The following is a 16,181-nucleotide window of genomic DNA, read 5'->3' on the forward strand; positions in this document are numbered from 1 at the left end:
TTAGGAGGTTTCATGGAAGATTTTATAAACGAAAACAAACTCATCGCTGAAATTGATCAATTGCGCACTCAGTTCCCTGATACGCAGGATTTATATCGTGAAGTCTGTACGCTATTATTTTTCCGCTACGGCATTACACCGACAGCCAATAAGCTGTATCAGCTAGTTCGTAAGGGAAGTATGTCGGCGCCAGCCGATGCACTTTCTAAGTTCTGGAGTAATCTAAGAGATAAAAGTCGAGTGCGCATTGAGCATCCTGATCTTCCTGAGACCTTAAAAATTGCAACGGCAGACTTGGTAGCAACAATATGGAACACGGCCCAAGAAGAAGCGCACGGCTCACTAGCGTCCTACCGAATTGTGTCCGACGAAGCCGTTTTAGCCGCACAAACAGCCCAAGATGGTGTGGTTAAATCGTTAGAAATTGCTGAGTTAGATAAGCAACATTTATCTGAAGAGTTAAGCCGTGCGCTGGAACTCAATCTCAACCTGCAACAACAATTGACAGCTGTAAATACTATAAAGGCCGGCTTAGAGTTGCAAATTCTCGATGTAAAGGCTGACGCCAGTTCACAACAAGTGCGACTCAAAGAGCTAACACAAGACTTTACCCAGGAATTGGAAAAACAGCGTCATGCATTGCAATTGGCTGAGGAACGGTTCCGGACATCAGAAACGCGTGCCTTATTGGAAATTGACCGGGAGCGTGTCCAGTCGTCCAAATTACAAAAAGAAATCGAACAAGCAAGGCTGTCAGCATTAGAGTTAAATAACCGACATCAGGACGAATTGCGTCGCTTGCAGTTAAGTATGGGCGAATATCGGCAACAGATTGGAAGCCTGCAAGGAAGTCTTGAGGTAATCACGCAAAGTAGAGATTCTAGTCACAAGGAACTAGTGGCCTTGCGCATAAGAATGGAGGAGCTCCAGGCATCCTTGGCTTTTGTTAAATCGGAATCCGACGGGCGGCTTCAGCAATTATCTGAAATACGTAACAGTGAAAAGAAGGTCGCTACAAAGCCAACTCGGAAAAATAGAAAATCTGACCTAGCTAGTTAGACACAGTTGAATAAAAGGCATATTTATTCAAAAAATGTTTGTAGTACTAAAAATTCCAATAAAATGCAGACTATATGATTTGGAACTTTTAGTACCAAAAAATTGGAATTTTTAGTTCCGAGTGCTGATATTTCGATCTTATACGCTTTAAAACTGACATCATTAATTTCGCATAATTTATATTATGTCAAATCGTCGAAGCGGTAAGAAGACTAAAAAAAGCGATCAGGAGCGCAATAAACGCAACCTTTTTTGCGGCAATTCCGCGATCGTACGCACGCTAAATAATCTAAAATCTCGCGCTTCTCGATGCCTCCAATTTGGAGGCATTTTTTTATCTTGGCAACTTCGCGATACGCTTTTCGGCGGCGTGCGCCACCGAATTTATCGCTTCGAGTATTCCGGACGATCCAGTAATAAGCGCGGATTTGATCGAGAAGAATTTTCTTTTCGGCATCAGAAATACGAATTTTGGGAAATAACTCTAACTGCGTAAAAAACAACAGAAACCTCGTTTTGCATGTGAGCGGCTATTGTAGTTTAAGCATTGCAGTAAAACAACATTGCCGGATGCCCGCTAAAAATCCTCTGATCGCGTTGAGACGCGTCAACCGCACATATTCTGCACAAAGTTCCCTGAACACTCAGTTTTAGCCATCGGATATTTTGTCTGCGACACGCTTGTACGCTTGGAGTCGCGACCTGGCGTAAACAAGCAAATATCCAAGTAAAAATAAGCCAGAAACAGCCAACACACCAAAACCGATATAGGAATATGGCGAAGAAATATGAACGTCAACACCCCAAATATTTAACGGCTGATCAACAACAGATGAACGCCTAGTCATGATAACTTTAGGATTCCAAGACAAAGGTTTGCCCTGATACACACTGGTTGATGAATTTGAAGTCGGAGTATTAGCTGGAATTGGATTTGAAGGATTGAGATACTTTAAGCCAATGGACTCGCAAGGCGCGTCAGACCATGTTTTTTTACCTTCAGAGTCGATGCAAACATTAACAGCGGCAAACGATTGAATCGATACAAAAAACAATAAGGATATGCAAGACTTAATTAACATAAGGGCAACCTTTGAAAGATTGCCCTAGGATAACAAAGTTATATGATTTTTGGAATAAATCGGTAAGTCACCATGCTGCAATAGCTTTGATACTCAGGATCAGATTCGCTCATGTGTCGTTCCTCTGTAATCGCCCTCGTGTAGTAAATCCACGACCAAACGGTAAAACAAAGTAAGTTAAACAAATAAGGCTGGTGAGCCTCATGCTGCTGATAAGCCCAAGATAAAGAGAAGACCCACCACGCAGCATTTTTACAGATGTAAGCAGGGTGACGAATCACCCCATATAAGCCGCTCGATACAACACCCCTACTCGTTAAATTAGACCCTTTGAATCCTAGTGATACTGAAGCAGATGCGTATAGAGCCAAGAGGACTGCGGCAACACCAGTCAGAACATAATGCAAGTTAGGAAGCTCTTTGAAAGGCTGGATCGTTTCAGGTATGACGCTGGGTAAAAACGACCCAAACGCAGTATTAAAAGGTGGATAGCAAATCAGGCAAAAGAACCATCCGGCGACCGTATATTCCACACTTTTTATCTTGTTATCGACTTTATCTGAATCGATCAAATGGCCGAATAAAAATGGCAAAACATCGATAGTAAAAATAACCGCGAAAATCAATTTGAATGCCAAGTCAAACACGTCTTTATAAAAAAATGGTCGCTCGTAAATATCCATTCCATAGTAAATAAAAGCGTCGACGATTTTGTAATTGACTTGGCTTAGATGCGCAATGCTGGCATTGACAATAAAAGGGACAAAAAAGAATTTAAGAGCAACTGATAAATAGACCTGATTTTGTTGGCTTGTCATTGACTGGCCAGATATCAGGGATGCAAATCCATCGATAAACAAACGCCCTTTTCTTTCTCCTTCTGCCATTTTTGATACCTTCATGATATGGAGCCAAGCCAGCAAGAACTTCCTCATTAATTGGCAATCCCTCCTCCTGCATCTCTTTCAAAACGCCTGTCATCGCTTCCACATTATGCAGAATTGTTAAATTGGCGACCAACTGGTTGTATTTGAGGACTTTGCGTTGCTCATGCCGTACATTTTCAGCAATGACACCTTGGTTGCCAAAAAATAGCAACTTCACAAACTGATTGAATTCTTCACTCTTATTTGTCGCTGCGTTAATGGTCTGACGGAGTTCTAAGTCACCAATATACTTAAGAAGAAATTCAGTGCGGACCACTCGGCGAAGTTCACGGAACGCAAAATACAGTTTATTTTTACGGCTAGCGGTGCCCAGGCGTCGCAATATCGTTGATGGCGTTATCTTGCCTGCTTTGATCGACAAGGCGATCCTCAACATATAAGGCAAGTGAGTTTCGATGGCGGAGCATGTATATGAAGGTCGATTAATCAGCGTCATGAGCGACTGGTGTGGAACGTTTCCTGGTCTTCATGCGTACTACCCCAGCCGTCGCCACGACTCAAGGGCGCTTCGGATCGTTATCGAGGCTATTCGTCACCATGATTAAGTGATAGCGCTGACGGCCAGATCAGGGATTGCCTAAATTGATGTAAGGCTTCAAGAGGGGTCGTCAAGGGTTGGGTAGTTTGATTACTTTAACACTTGAATTTATTAGCAGGGTACCGACTAGCCCGAAGGTCGTTATTTAATAAAGGGTCAATGTCGCACCTTGCGGACAGCCCAATAGCGCTTACCGGCATCCTATTATGAGCGATACCGAACACAGAAAAATCAGGTGGGCCAACTATACTCAACGCGCACTGGTCGCCGTCCCCCTTTCCGCGGTCTGACTAATCAAGCGTTCTACAATTCCGTTCCGCAGTATCGACTTGGATGCCCGAGCGCTCGTGCAAATTTTACTCTGGCGGAAATTCATCATGGAACTGCAATGGAATTGATCAAGCATCTGCTTACACGCGAGCCGTTACTGGCTCTGTTTGCGACGATTGCACTCGGCTATCTGGTCGGCAAAATCAAGGTTGGGCGTTTTGTTTTGGGAGGTATTGCCGGAACTCTGCTGGTGGGGGTTGTCATAGGCCAGCTCGGAATTGAGATCAATGGCGGCATAAAGGCGATTTTCTTCGCTCTATTTATTTACGCGGTCGGGTTCCAAGGTGGTCCGCAGTTTTTCCATGCGCTGAACCGACGCTCACTTAATCAACTGGTGTCAGCATTCGTGATGTGCGTCACGGGATTGTTATGCGTACTGCTCAGTGCCTGGATGTTCGACCTTGATCGCGGCATGGCTGCTGGCCTAGCCGCTGGCGGGCTGACACAGTCGGCCATCATTGGCACCGCCGGTGATGCCATCGCCAAGCTTGGTTTGGCCCCGGCCTTGATCAAGACGATGCAAACCAACGTCGCGGTTGGCTATGCGGTTTGTTATATTTTTGGGTCGCTCGGACCGATCATAATGGTCACGTGGTTCCTGCCGATGGTGATGCGCTGGGATATTCGTCAGGAAGCTATCAAGCTTTCTACTTCAATCTCCGGCGGCCACGCCGAACTCGACCCGGGACAGTTCAATGCAATGCGAACCGTTGCCACCCGTATGTATTTGGTTGCAGCCGATAGCGCGGCAGTCAACCAGACTGCCTTGGCGATCGACATCGCGCTATCGGATGCCTCGGTAGAGGCGATTTATCGGTCTGGACAACCGTTGGCGATCGCGGACACCACCGTCGTGCTGGCCGGAGATATGGTGGCGATTACTGGGTTGATTGCCGTCATGGAAGCTGTAGCCGATTACTTCGGTAAGGAAATCAGCGCACCGGCGGACATGTTGCTGGTGCAGGAGAGTCGTGAAATCATTTTGACCAATCGCGCGCTGAGCGGGCGTGAAATCGGCGAAATTCACGACCACGTAACGGCGGATACGCGTCACGGCGTATTTTTGACCCGGGTCTTGCGCATGGGCCGAACGCTTCCGCTGCTCAACAAGATCATCCTGAAAAGCGGTGATGAATTACACTTCACCGGCAGCCCCGTGGATCTCGACCGAGTGCAAACAAAAATTGGCTACAAGATCAATCCGGCAGCGGTCACTGATTTCATCTTCATGGGATTAGGCATGTTGATCGGCATTCTGATTGGCATGGTGCAGTTCCACATTATGGGTATCCCGATCTCGATCGGGAGTGGCGGTGGATGTTTACTCTCCGGCCTGATGTTCGGCTGGCTTCGCAGTGTCCATCCGGCTGTGTCGGCACTGCCCGTAGGCGCGTCCAACTTCTTGCGCGATTTTGGTCTGGCGGTCTTTGTTGGCATCGTCGGGATCTCGGCAGGGCCGCAGGCATTGGTCGCAATCCGGCAGCACGGCTTCACACTACTGTTGCTCGGCGTAGGTGTGACGCTGATACCCCAAGTCGTTACTTTCTTTTTTTCGTGGTACGTCCTGCGCATTCGCAATCCGATCGAAGCGCTCGCCTGTGTCGCCGGAGGACGCAGCGCCAACCCTGCGTTTGCAGCGTTGCTCGAGAAAGCAGGCAATGCAACCCCTGTAGTGTCCTTTACCGTTACTTACGCCGTTGCCAATGTGTTTTTAACCCTTTGGGGTCCAGTCATCATTGGAATCATCACCACAAATGCCGCCCCCTAAACTGCGATCGAGTCCTATCATGCCGCAACAAGATTTTCAACAATTTGCCAACCTCAGCCCGTTTGAACTCAAGGATCAGCTCATCGCCATTGCTTCCTCGGATGCGCAACGCATGATGCTCAATGCAGGTCGCGGCAATCCGAATTTTCTAGCGACATTGCCGCGCTGGGCGTTTCTGAGCCTGGGCGATTTTTCTATGCGCGAGGCCGAGCGGTCATATTCATATCTCGACAGCGGCTTTGGTGGACTGCCGGAGCGCAGCGGCATCGTGAACCGGTTCGATATCTATGCCACGGCTCATCGCAGCACGGATGGTGTACGCTTTCTGCGTGCAGCGATTTCCTATGTGAAGGATCAGCTCGGACTTGACCAAGAGACGTTTCTGTTCGAGATGGTGGCAGCATTTCTTGGATGTAATTACCCTACCCCGCCGCGTATGCTGGCGCACACTGAAGAAATCGTCAAAGCGTATCTGGCGCAGGAAATGTTCGGCCCGCTCGCCCATCAGGGATCGTTCTCGGTGTTTGCCACCGAGGGTGGCACGGCCGCGATGACGTATATTTTCCAAACATTGCGGGCCAACGGCTTGATCAAGCCGGGTGACAAGATCGCCATCAGCACGCCGATCTTTTCACCTTATTTAGAAATCCCGCTACTAGCCGAATACGGCCTCGAGGTGGTCGATATTCGCATGGACTGGCACGCTGACTGGCAGTTGCCGGCCAGTGAAATCGACAAGCTGCACGATCCGGCAGTAAAGCTGTTTTGTCTCGTCAATCCGAGTAATCCACCCTCGACCAAGTTATCAGATCAAGTTCTCGATCAACTGGCCGCGCTGGTAGCGCAACAACGCTCGGATCTGTTCATTGTCACCGATGATGTATACGGCACCTTTGCGGATAATTTTGTGTCGCTATTTGCAAAGTGCCCACGAAATACACTTTGCGTGTACTCATTCTCAAAGTTCTTTGGCGCAACGGGATGGCGCCTAGGTACCATTGCGCTACATGACGAAAATGTTTTTGACGCGGCGCTGGCAGCATTACCAGAGGCGGAAAAAGTGCTTCTCGACGCACGATACGCTTCACTCACCACCACGCCGCGCACGATTCGTTTCATCGATCGACTGGTCGCTGACAGCCGCGCCGTCGCGCTAAACCATACCGCCGGTTTGTCACTACCGCAGCAACTGCAAATGGCACTGTTCTCGCTCAATGGACTCATGGACCGAGAACACCGCTACAAGGAGTCGGCCAAACAGTTGCTGCGCAAGCGCTATGAGACCTTGTATCGCAATATGGGTGTCGAGGCGTTGCGCACGCCCAATGACGTGAACTATTACTCGTTGATCAATCTGCAAGAAATTGGCGGAGCGTTGTATGGGCCCGAATTTGAAGCATGGTTCGTCCGCAGCGATCTTGGTATCAGCTTTCTTTTCCGGCTTGCGCAAGAAACCGGTGTGGTTCTGCTGCCGGGTAACGGTTTTGATGTGATCGACACGTCGGCGCGGGTCTCGTTGGCCAACCTAACTGAGATCGAGTACGCGGCAATCGGCAAATTTACGCGCCATGTGCTCGATGAGTGTTATCAGGATTTTAGGGATAGCTTGCCAGCACCTGTAACCGACATTCAGCCCCCGCACGCAGTTTCACTGCATCCTGGCTGATCACAGAGTGATAAACCAAACGCTCGTGCGGCCTTGCCCACCTGGAGCAACCTCTAGCGAATCAAGCAGCTCGAAATTTATGGATGTTAAGTAATCATCTTTGATTGCAATTACAGGTCGACAACCGGAAATCACTGAACGCATCTTCCGCCCAATTTCGAGTGGGTGGACTTCCCCTAATTCAGTAGACATTTAATAATGTCAAAAACTGAGAAGGAAGTACATCATGAGAAAGAGTCGATTCACTGAAGAATTCAAAGCAGAAGCGATTAAACAAGTCACTGAACGTGGCCATAAGGTAGTCGATGTTTCGCAAAGACTAGGTGTATCAGACAAGAGTCTGTATCTGTGGATTCGGCAGAGCAGCGGCAAACAGTCTTCCGTGGCCAATGATAACGTTGCTGAGTTGAAGGCCGAAATGGCACGGCTAAAAGCAGAGCTGAAAAGAACAACTGAAGAACGAGATATCCTAAAAAAGGCCGCGGCAGGTTCAACCGGTCACTGCAACACTTGCGCCAGTTTAGCACCTGGCGTCATGTAAGCAAGGGTCTTGCGAGTACGCGAATTCAGCTTACGTGCAATTGCATTTAGATCTCCCTGTGAGTAGGCAGTTAGATTCGTACCATCTGGCAAATACTGACGAAGCAGCCTATTGGTGTTTTCATTGGTGCCGCGCTGCCATGGGCTTTGCGGATCGCAGAAGTACATCGCCACATCCGTGTGAACGATGAAGCGCTTGGGTTGCGCCATCTCACCTCCACGATCCCAGGTCAGCGACTCCATCAAACCATCAGGTAGTTTCTTGACTTCCCTGACAAGGCCATTGATGACGCTGTGTGTATCCTTCCCCGCGAGCTTAACCAACACGACGTAGCACGACTGCCTTTCGACCAAAGTAGCGATGGGCAGATTCAACCGGTCCTCGCAACACCAGATTGTTGAACAGATTTTAGATACTTGTCCAGCGCTTCAGCCGGAGTTTTCCAAACAAGTGTTTTTCGCGGCCTGGAATTCAGTACATTAGCAACGGCGTGGATTTCATGAGCGCTCCAACGAGATAGGTCTGTGCCCTTTGGGAAGTATTGCCGCAGGAGGCCATTCGTGTTTTCGTTTGTACCGCGTTGCCATGGACTATGCGGATCGGCGAAGAATACTTTCACCCCTGATTCGACTGTAAAGCGGGCATGGTCAGACAGTTCTTTACCGCGATCCCAAGTCAACGACTGCCACAAAAGGGCTGGCATGTCGATCACGGTATTTTTGAGCGCATTAGCCATCGTGACAGCTCCGTAGCCAGCTAGGGCGGGGCCATTCTTCGTCCTCGGTATCAATCCATAACCATCCTCACGAGGTAGGTGGACAAGCATCGTAAATCGGCTGGATCGCTCTACCAAGGTGCCGATCGCGGATCGGTTTAGTCCAATGATTAGGTCACCTTCCCAATGCCCCGGCACTGCACGACCTTCCGCTTCCGCAGGCCGGTTAGAGATCATCACATCCTCGCTGACGTGTGCCCAAGCCTTTGCTTGAGCCCTTGCCCTCGGCACGCGCAACGCTCTCCCAGTGCGCAGGCAACTAACCAACTCGCGCTTGAGGGATCCTCACCCATGGATATAGAGTGCTTGATAAATGGCTTCGTGAGAAATTCGCATGGATTCATCGTTAGGGAAATCGGTCTTCAGCCGGTGAGAAATCTGTTCGGGCGACCAACCATTGACCCATTTACGGTCACTGCGATGTGGCTTGTTTCTCCCAATGAATGGCACTTGCTGCGGCCCAGCAACTTGACGCCCATCGGCGTCTCGAACTCCACCTTCAAGACGGTCTTGAACATAGTCGTGCAAGCGTTTATTGGTCGCCAGTTTCGAAGGCTTAGGCCTCTTGGCAACTAGCTCCGCCTTCCACTGCGCAACCGAAGCTCTATACTCAAGTCTGCCACAGCGAGTTGCAGCATTACGCGTCAGCTCACGGGAAATAGTTGACGCGCTACGCCCGATACGACGCGCAATCTCTCGTACCCCAACGCCCTGGCACGAAAGATTCCTATCTCCTCTCGCTCAGCAAACGATCAGTACCTCCCAGATACGGGCTTCAATATAGAAAGTGGCATACCTCCATTATGACGAAACCAACGAGTCCCGACTGCCGGGGCCACACCAACTGCTTCAGCAGCTTTTTCACTTGTGATCCCCGTCGCTATTTGTTCCCAAAATCGCCGTTCGGTTTCCCGACGATGCGACGGCGCACCTGGTGAGCGCATCGGCCCTCGTCCCGTCAACTTGTTCATCCAGCCCGCTGGTCGCCCCATAAACAACTCCTCAATTAAAGGTGTTCGAGGACCGGTTGAATCCGCCCAGTTTGGCAGTGATGATTTCGCACGTTGGTGCAAAGAACATCAACTTGTGCCAAGCATGAGTAGACGTGGGAATTGTTACGATAATGCGGTAGCTGAATCATTCTTTAGCAATTTGAAGAAAGAGCGAGTCAGGCAGAAAATTTATGCGACAAGGGAAGAGGCGCGATCTGACATTTTTGATTACATCGAAGTGTTCTACGATCGCAAACGGCGACATAGTCATTTGAATCAGATGAGTCCCCTAGCTTTCGAGCAACAACAATTTGGAAGTTAAGAGTTGTCTACGAAATTAGGGGAAGTCCACAGTGCATTTTCAAAAGCCAACAGATTCTTGCAATAAAATACCTTGGTCAACAGCCTGTACAGTTTGTCGATCACAACGTGGCTGTGAATCTTGAAACACTCTTCGCGCAGTTTTTGGCAAGACTTCTAATTGACTTACTTACATGGCAACTCCTGGTTAATATAAAGTTGAACCTAAATTAAAAACTCCTGAGTCATCAACCCAGACAGTTCTTCAGCTGGAACAGGACGTGAAATAAGGTAACCTTGCACCTCATCACAAGATAAATCTCGAAGGAGATTAAGTTGCTCCGTTGTCTCTACCCCCTCGGCAACGACGGTCATATTTAAAGCGTGCGCCATAGAAACTATCGCTTTGAAAAAAATTCCGCCTTCTTTGGATCGTGTTAATTCATTAGTGAATACCCGATCAATTTTCAGAACGTCCATATCTAACCGCTGTAACTGGGACAATGAAGAATATCCGGTACCGAAATCATCAACGAGTAGTTGAATACCCAAGGAGCGAATCGCTGACAATTCCGCCATGATATTGCTGTCTTCGCCCATCATCGCTGATTCAGTAATTTCTACTTCAATTAGATGTGCCGGTAGATTATGTTTTTCTAAAAAATATACGAGCTTCTTTTGCAACCCGCCCGCATGGAATTGTTTTGCGGATACATTGATCGATACAGGAATAGACGGAAGGCCTATCAGTTTCCAATCACTAATTTGCTGACAGGCTTTATCCATTACCATTTCTCCAAGCTTTAGAATAAGGCCTGTTTCTTCGGCAATAGGGATGAATTCAACTGGAGGAATCATGCCTCTTTTGGGATGAATCCAACGAATCAACGCTTCCATACTGGTGAGTTTGCCTGAGATGACATTGACTCTTGGTTGATAGTGCAAAACAAATTGATCTAACTCAATTGCCTGAACGAGTGACTGCTCCATTTCAAATCTTGTCTTGATCTTTGCGTACAGTTCAGGCTTGTAGAAGTTGTAATGCCCCTTCCCAGAAGCTTTTACCGAATACATCGCAATATCTGCATTCTTCAATAACGTCTCTGTGTCCTCGCCATCATCAGGATATAAGCTAATACCAATCGATGCTCCTATGAGATGTTTTTGCCCTCCCCACCACAATGGCTGCTGAAATGCCTCGGTAATTCTTTCTGCCACTTTTGCGGGTTTATTTTCTCCGACAACTGGTTCTAATGCGACGACAAATTCATCACCACCTAATCTCACAACATTATCGGTAGGCCTCAAAACAGACTGCAATCTCGATGCGACTGATTTTAAAAGGTGATCTCCAGCGGCGTGTCCTTGTGTATCATTTACGTTCTTAAAGCCGTCTAAATCTATAAACAAAAGTGCAAGCCTTGTTTGATCATTTTTTGCCCTCTGTATTGCGTTGGGCAAATAAGAAAGAAACCAATTTCGGTTAAATAAACCAGTTAGACTATCTTGATTAGCCAAGGCCGATAATTGTTCCTCGGCTTCTTTTTTAGCACTAATGTCTTGAATGGTTACCGCTAGACCAGAACCTGATCGAGCTAGCCTGCGGCGTGCCCATAACATGTTAAGCGGGCTCTCGTCTGGAAGCTTATATTCATCTTCATAAAATCCTGTTTCCATCGCTTTAGAATAAATTTCCAACAAGGTATTGAAGTAGTTTTCACCTTGTAAGGAGGACATATTCACACCGATGAGCTCCTCTCGATTCAGCCCGAAAAAATTTGCACCGCGAGCGTTACAATCGGCAAACTGAAAATCGACAATTTTTCCTTTGATATCTCTTGTGGCGTTTAATATATAAAAACCCTCATCAGTCCCTTCTGTAGCTAAGCGGTATGTATCGCTCACTCCTCGAGCCTCGTGCTTTCGCCATGCAAGCCGCGTTGCCATCGTCGTAGAAATGATGCCAAACAACAGGATAAAAATAGTTCCTTGAATCGCCGATACTCGATGCCGTTTTAACAGATCGAGATGCGAGCTCATCAGCTCGCTTTCAGACAATCCGACAACTGCATAGAAAGGATACGACTCTAATTTCTGCCAACCTAAAAAACGAGGCTCATGATCAATAAATAGTTCTTCATTACTAATCAATTTCGTACCTTCAAACGTTCTTAAAGGAAGATCCTGACTAACGGCTTGAGTTAGCCCAAAAGGAATTTTGTTCCCGATACGAGAGGCCCCAATCCTCCCATCAGTGCTGAGCACCGCCAGCAGTCCGTTTAATCCTAAACTTTGAAAATCATAAAAGGAGGAGAGGTAATCTGGAGAAATAGATATAACAACCATTCCCGCAAATGAATCGTCAAGGTTGTCCAGGCGGCGAGTGAAGTGAATTACCGGTTTGCCCGAACTGTTGACGACAACGGGAAGGCTAATTTGCATTTCGCTAGAAATGTTATTTTTATGAAAATAAAATTGACCTCGAAGTGTTGTATCTTGCCATTTTTCAATGAGGGTTGTTGACGTTACCGGCTCTCCCAAATCATTTAAGATCGCAAGAACAGCAAATTGGGATGCTGTAAATAAGCCCTGTTTCTTTAACTTTTCGAGACTAAAATTCTTATTTGAGTTTTCCCAGTCATATTTAACATGCATACTAATCTGATCAATTTGCTCAAATGATCGATTAAGGTACTGGGCATAAGAGCGAGATAGCGATGCGACATCTTTTAACGCATCCGATTGGACTTGTTTTTTATCTTGAACAATTTGGGCGTTAGTCAGCGTCCATATGACAATAATGATGGCGATGGAAATGCATGGCCAGATAAAAATGGACGGGTAACTTTTCTTCAAAAGTAAAAATTCAGTTACCCACTTAGACCATACTGACGTGAATTTTGTTTGCTTCACAATGACATTTACAATTCTTTGAAAGAGATGTCTTAATGGAAGAAGATCGTTTTGGTGTACCTAGCTCTAATATACACGCTGCGGAAAAATGGATAAAACGGACAAAAAATGCTGAATTTACATGCTATGTCCCCACAAAAAGTGAAGTCCTTCACCTTAACTCAGACAAGCTCGTCAAAATTTTAATCGACTGGATGTGTAAAAGCCCAACCGAAATTATTCCTAGTAAAAGCCAAATTAGTGAAGTCAAAAATTTACTACTTCAGCGAGAAGATGTTCATCAGCTAAGTGGCATCATTACCATGTGCAACCACTATATTTCGGGTGACTAACTTACTGTCTGTTGTTTAACATCTACCGCACTTGCGCGGATATATCGATGAAAAAATTAAATTCATTAGCTAATTACATCAACTTATTTTGATTAGTTTCTCTCAAAATGCAGCGCATAAATTTGTTTTCTCCGTCAAATGTCTGGGCTATCAACATACTAATTTCATCACTCGAATATGAATTAAAAGTAAATCCACATTTGGTGTAGGTGCTACCAACTTCACTACTCCATACCAATTCAATAATACCTGGGGGTAATCGAATCTCATCGCCACCTATCTGATTAATCAATGACATTTCAAATTGTTGTCCTTCGACTAGCGAATTTTTTTGCATGAGGATTTGAAGCCCACCTTGACTAACATCGACTAAAACACCAAGCATGCCACTTGGATTATCTTCAGGCTTAAAGACCCAGATTGGCAAAAAGTCCTTGTCTTTTTGTACCAAAAAAAATTGGGAACGTTCGAATTTCCGATTCTCGACGTCATTGTTCATCATTTTCCTCAATCCAGTTTTACCGCGTCTGCAATTGGTTTAAATACTGATAATTTGTATGACTAACCGCTAACTATATTAGAAATTTGTGACATGCCAATTACGTTCATAAAAACTAGCAAGACATTCATAAACCAGCATAAAGAGATTGACTATTTATTTGAATGTTCAAAGCGAGGTTAGGGAACAGCGTTTTCTGAAAGATTAGTTATGTCAAAAGTGCAAATTCACCAATTTGTAATAAATAAATGCTACCGTAACATCTTGCCAAAAAGAATATCTTTGGTTTGCTCAATAAATTTACGAATATTTAGGTTCTCATCCCTAATTTCCCCTGCCAAAAAATAGCCTGTTTATGTTTGGCAACTTAGAGCAATGTATGTGTTGGTCTTCCATTTGTTCCCAAATCTCAGTCGTCTTTTTTGCAGATAAATCTTATTGATTTCATTTTCAGTAAGATATTTAACCTTAGGGAGAATTTAATTGAAAAATTTGTTGATTTCCTTCTTGTTGTTGAGTCATGCCGCTTTTGCTTTTGCCGATGGAAAGGCGGATTGCAAAGCAGCTGTCGGAAGTTTTCGTACTGGAACAGTTGTGAGCGCGCCTAAATTTGCGAGTGCGACTCAAACGCTCAAAGGCGTAGGCCTCTCACATACACACATACGTGTTCAAACTGATCAGGACGGTCAGGTCTACGACGTTGCCATGGATAACGTGTATGCGAATGATTACGTCAAAAACTCTAAGTCCATTCCTAAATCACTTGCTGCCATCAAACTGGGCGACAAAGTAGAGATGTGTGGTCAATTGTATTCAAGTGGGTATGGAATTCATTGGGTCCATGACAATTGCAATGTCACCCCTGACAGCGCTCATCCTGATGGCTTTATCAAAAAGCTTGCCGGTAATGTTGAGGGCAGTAATTTGGAGTCAAGCCAAGCATATTGCTACTTATGGAATTAACGTCTCTTTAACGTTTGCCAGCTGACTCTATGGTGTTGATATGCAAAAATATCAACACCAATTGCACCCAGCTATGTGAAGTTTGTAAAACGAGAACCTACCCGCAATTTTCAATATAACAAAGATTCAACCATTTCTTCTAAATCGAATATTCATTGTGAAACCATCATTTCGTTTTGTAGCGCTGCTTATTACGACTGGCATTTGTGCTGGCGTGTTTGTTTCGCTGCGAAATGGAGAAGAATGGTCTATCAAATCCACTGACAATAACGCTCCATTTGACTCAAAAGAAAAAACCTCACTTGGTGGGAATGGATCAAGTTCGTCGTTCGGTTTTGGCCGTGCACTCATTGTCCCTAGAGATGGTAACGAAGCGGAAACGAATCCGCTTCCTATCATCTATGGGCGAAATGGCCGTGCGGTCGATTTTGGTGGATTACGTGCAACTGACTACATTTCTAAATGGGCGGGATTAGCCAGAGCGGGAAATATTGACGCAGCTTATAAAGTCTATCAAGCGGAATCCGTTTGTGCCAATAGCGGTGCTCCTTTAGCCGACTACAATAGCGAAGCCGACCGCGAGCAATCAATCGCTGAACAAACGAGGCTCATGTCCCTATGTGCAGGTGTAACCCCTGCCCAAGTTCAAGAACGTCTAAATTTTTTAGGCTTAGCTGCACGTGCTGGCAAAGTTGATGCTCAAATTGATTATTTCATGGAAGGCCCTTATGGCCGCCCTATCGATTTGAAAGAAAGTCAGGACGATCCCATCGTAAAGAAATGGAAGGACGACGCTATCACGGGGTTAAAAGCTGCCGCTAGCCTCGGAGAACCATTTGCGTTAGCCTTACTTGCTCAAAGTTACGATGTTGGTGAAATTGTGCCACGCGATGCAAAACTTTCGATCGCCTATAAAGCAGCGGAAGCTGAAGTCAGAAACACACCGTTATCAGAAGTCCAGTTACGTCGGAAATTTGGTTCGCAAATGTCCGACGAAGATTTTGACGCAGCTCTACAATTAGGTAAAAAATTGGTGCAAGATTGCTGTAAAAAATAGCTTAAAACACTTTTTTATTCCCTCGGGTTTCTACTAAAAAGGTGTTGGTGGGCATATAAAAGTATTTAACAAAATCTATGCTTGCAGCGACCGTTTTGTTACATATATAAAGGTTTTACTTCACCATTGCGATCAAGCAAACATCAATGCTGCGGCACTGGCGATGGTAACTATAAGAGATGAACGTTGGTCAGTCACCTATGTCTATTCAATTTGTGTGACTGCAAGTGTTAGTCTAGCTCTCAACCTAGGATCAACACTTGGTTAATAAGCATATTTGAAATGAAAATACATACTATTGTTATATTAAAGACAATTAAATGTGTCCAGATAATGACTAATAATTTAATAAAATAGCACTGCATAAAATTCGCAAAATATCAAATAAATATTCCCAAAAAGAAATATTTATTTTCAAA

At 45.7% G+C, this 16,181-nt stretch carries 10 protein-coding genes and 5 pseudogenes; 8 read left to right on the forward strand and 7 right to left on the reverse strand.

Translation table 11 applies throughout. The features are described from left to right. The first annotated feature begins 12 nt into the window (after positions 1-12). Entirely contained in the window at positions 13-1,059 is a 1,047-nt protein-coding gene (locus tag ACO0LE_RS16195; RefSeq protein WP_422961373.1) for a DNA-binding protein, read from the forward strand. A gap of 650 nt (positions 1,060-1,709) precedes the next feature. Here the strand turns inward: ACO0LE_RS16195 and ACO0LE_RS16200 are convergent. The 3 genes and pseudogenes from ACO0LE_RS16200 to ACO0LE_RS16210 all read right to left on the reverse strand — a co-directional run. Further along, positions 1,710-2,141, reverse strand: a complete 432-nt coding sequence (locus tag ACO0LE_RS16200) for a hypothetical protein (RefSeq protein WP_422961374.1) — start codon at positions 2,139-2,141, stop codon at positions 1,710-1,712. Between the two features lie 38 nt (positions 2,142-2,179). Then, positions 2,180-3,028 (reverse strand): methyltransferase family protein, encoded by an 849-nt coding sequence (locus tag ACO0LE_RS16205; RefSeq protein WP_422961375.1) that lies wholly within the window; start codon positions 3,026-3,028, stop codon positions 2,180-2,182. Between the two features lie 16 nt (positions 3,029-3,044). Then, positions 3,045-3,485 (reverse strand): annotated as a pseudogene (locus ACO0LE_RS16210) (Tn3 family transposase); the annotation flags it as partial. Between the two features lie 529 nt (positions 3,486-4,014). Between ACO0LE_RS16210 and aspT the strand changes: the two are divergent. The 3 genes and pseudogenes from aspT to ACO0LE_RS16225 form a co-directional block, all read left to right on the forward strand. Further along, the gene (aspT, locus tag ACO0LE_RS16215; protein ID WP_422961376.1) at positions 4,015-5,724 is read left to right on the forward strand and encodes an aspartate-alanine antiporter; all 1,710 of its coding nucleotides are present in this window, start codon (positions 4,015-4,017) and stop codon (positions 5,722-5,724) included. 19 nt (positions 5,725-5,743) lie between these two features. Next, positions 5,744-7,390 carry a bifunctional aspartate transaminase/aspartate 4-decarboxylase gene (locus ACO0LE_RS16220; RefSeq protein WP_422961377.1) on the forward strand — a complete coding sequence of 549 codons (1,647 nt, stop codon included), beginning with the start codon at positions 5,744-5,746 and terminating at the stop codon, positions 7,388-7,390. 226 nt (positions 7,391-7,616) lie between these two features. Then, positions 7,617-7,868, forward strand: a pseudogene (locus ACO0LE_RS16225) (transposase); the annotation flags it as partial. Positions 7,869-7,888: 20 nt separating this feature from the next. Here the strand turns inward: ACO0LE_RS16225 and ACO0LE_RS16230 are convergent. Together ACO0LE_RS16230 and ACO0LE_RS16235 are read right to left on the reverse strand one after the other, a co-directional pair. Beyond that, positions 7,889-8,302, reverse strand: a pseudogene (locus ACO0LE_RS16230) (IS30 family transposase); the annotation flags it as partial. Then, positions 8,302-9,677: pseudogene (locus tag ACO0LE_RS16235) on the reverse strand (IS30 family transposase). The pseudogenes ACO0LE_RS16230 and ACO0LE_RS16235, both read right to left, overlap by 1 nt. Positions 9,678-9,735: 58 nt before the next feature. Here ACO0LE_RS16235 and ACO0LE_RS16240 point away from each other — a divergent pair. Then, a pseudogene (locus ACO0LE_RS16240) lies at positions 9,736-10,020 on the forward strand (IS3 family transposase); the annotation flags it as partial. Between the two features lie 203 nt (positions 10,021-10,223). Here ACO0LE_RS16240 and ACO0LE_RS16245 read toward each other — a convergent pair. Beyond that, positions 10,224-12,911: a bifunctional diguanylate cyclase/phosphodiesterase gene (locus ACO0LE_RS16245; RefSeq protein WP_422961378.1), complete on the reverse strand. Its 2,688-nt coding sequence runs from the start codon at positions 12,909-12,911 to the stop codon at positions 10,224-10,226. A gap of 35 nt (positions 12,912-12,946) precedes the next feature. Between ACO0LE_RS16245 and ACO0LE_RS16250 the strand changes: the two genes are divergently transcribed. Next, the gene (locus ACO0LE_RS16250) at positions 12,947-13,243 is read left to right on the forward strand and encodes a hypothetical protein (RefSeq protein ID WP_422961379.1); all 297 of its coding nucleotides are present in this window, start codon (positions 12,947-12,949) and stop codon (positions 13,241-13,243) included. A 73-nt stretch (positions 13,244-13,316) separates the two neighbouring features. On the opposite strand, the gene ACO0LE_RS16255 is transcribed toward ACO0LE_RS16250, so the two are convergent. Further along, the gene (locus tag ACO0LE_RS16255) at positions 13,317-13,742 is read right to left on the reverse strand and encodes a PilZ domain-containing protein (protein WP_422961380.1); all 426 of its coding nucleotides are present in this window, start codon (positions 13,740-13,742) and stop codon (positions 13,317-13,319) included. A gap of 483 nt (positions 13,743-14,225) precedes the next feature. On the opposite strand from ACO0LE_RS16255, the gene ACO0LE_RS16260 reads away from it, so the two are divergent. Both ACO0LE_RS16260 and ACO0LE_RS16265 read left to right on the forward strand, forming a co-directional pair. Next, the gene (locus tag ACO0LE_RS16260) at positions 14,226-14,705 is read left to right on the forward strand and encodes a hypothetical protein (protein ID WP_422961381.1); all 480 of its coding nucleotides are present in this window, start codon (positions 14,226-14,228) and stop codon (positions 14,703-14,705) included. A gap of 157 nt (positions 14,706-14,862) precedes the next feature. Continuing rightward, positions 14,863-15,762, forward strand: coding sequence for a hypothetical protein (locus tag ACO0LE_RS16265; protein ID WP_422961382.1), 900 nt, complete (start codon positions 14,863-14,865; stop codon positions 15,760-15,762). Positions 15,763-16,181 lie beyond the last annotated feature (419 nt).

Source organism: Undibacterium sp. Xuan67W (assembly GCF_049340165.1).
Taxonomy (GTDB): Bacteria; Pseudomonadota; Gammaproteobacteria; order Burkholderiales; family Burkholderiaceae_D; genus Undibacterium.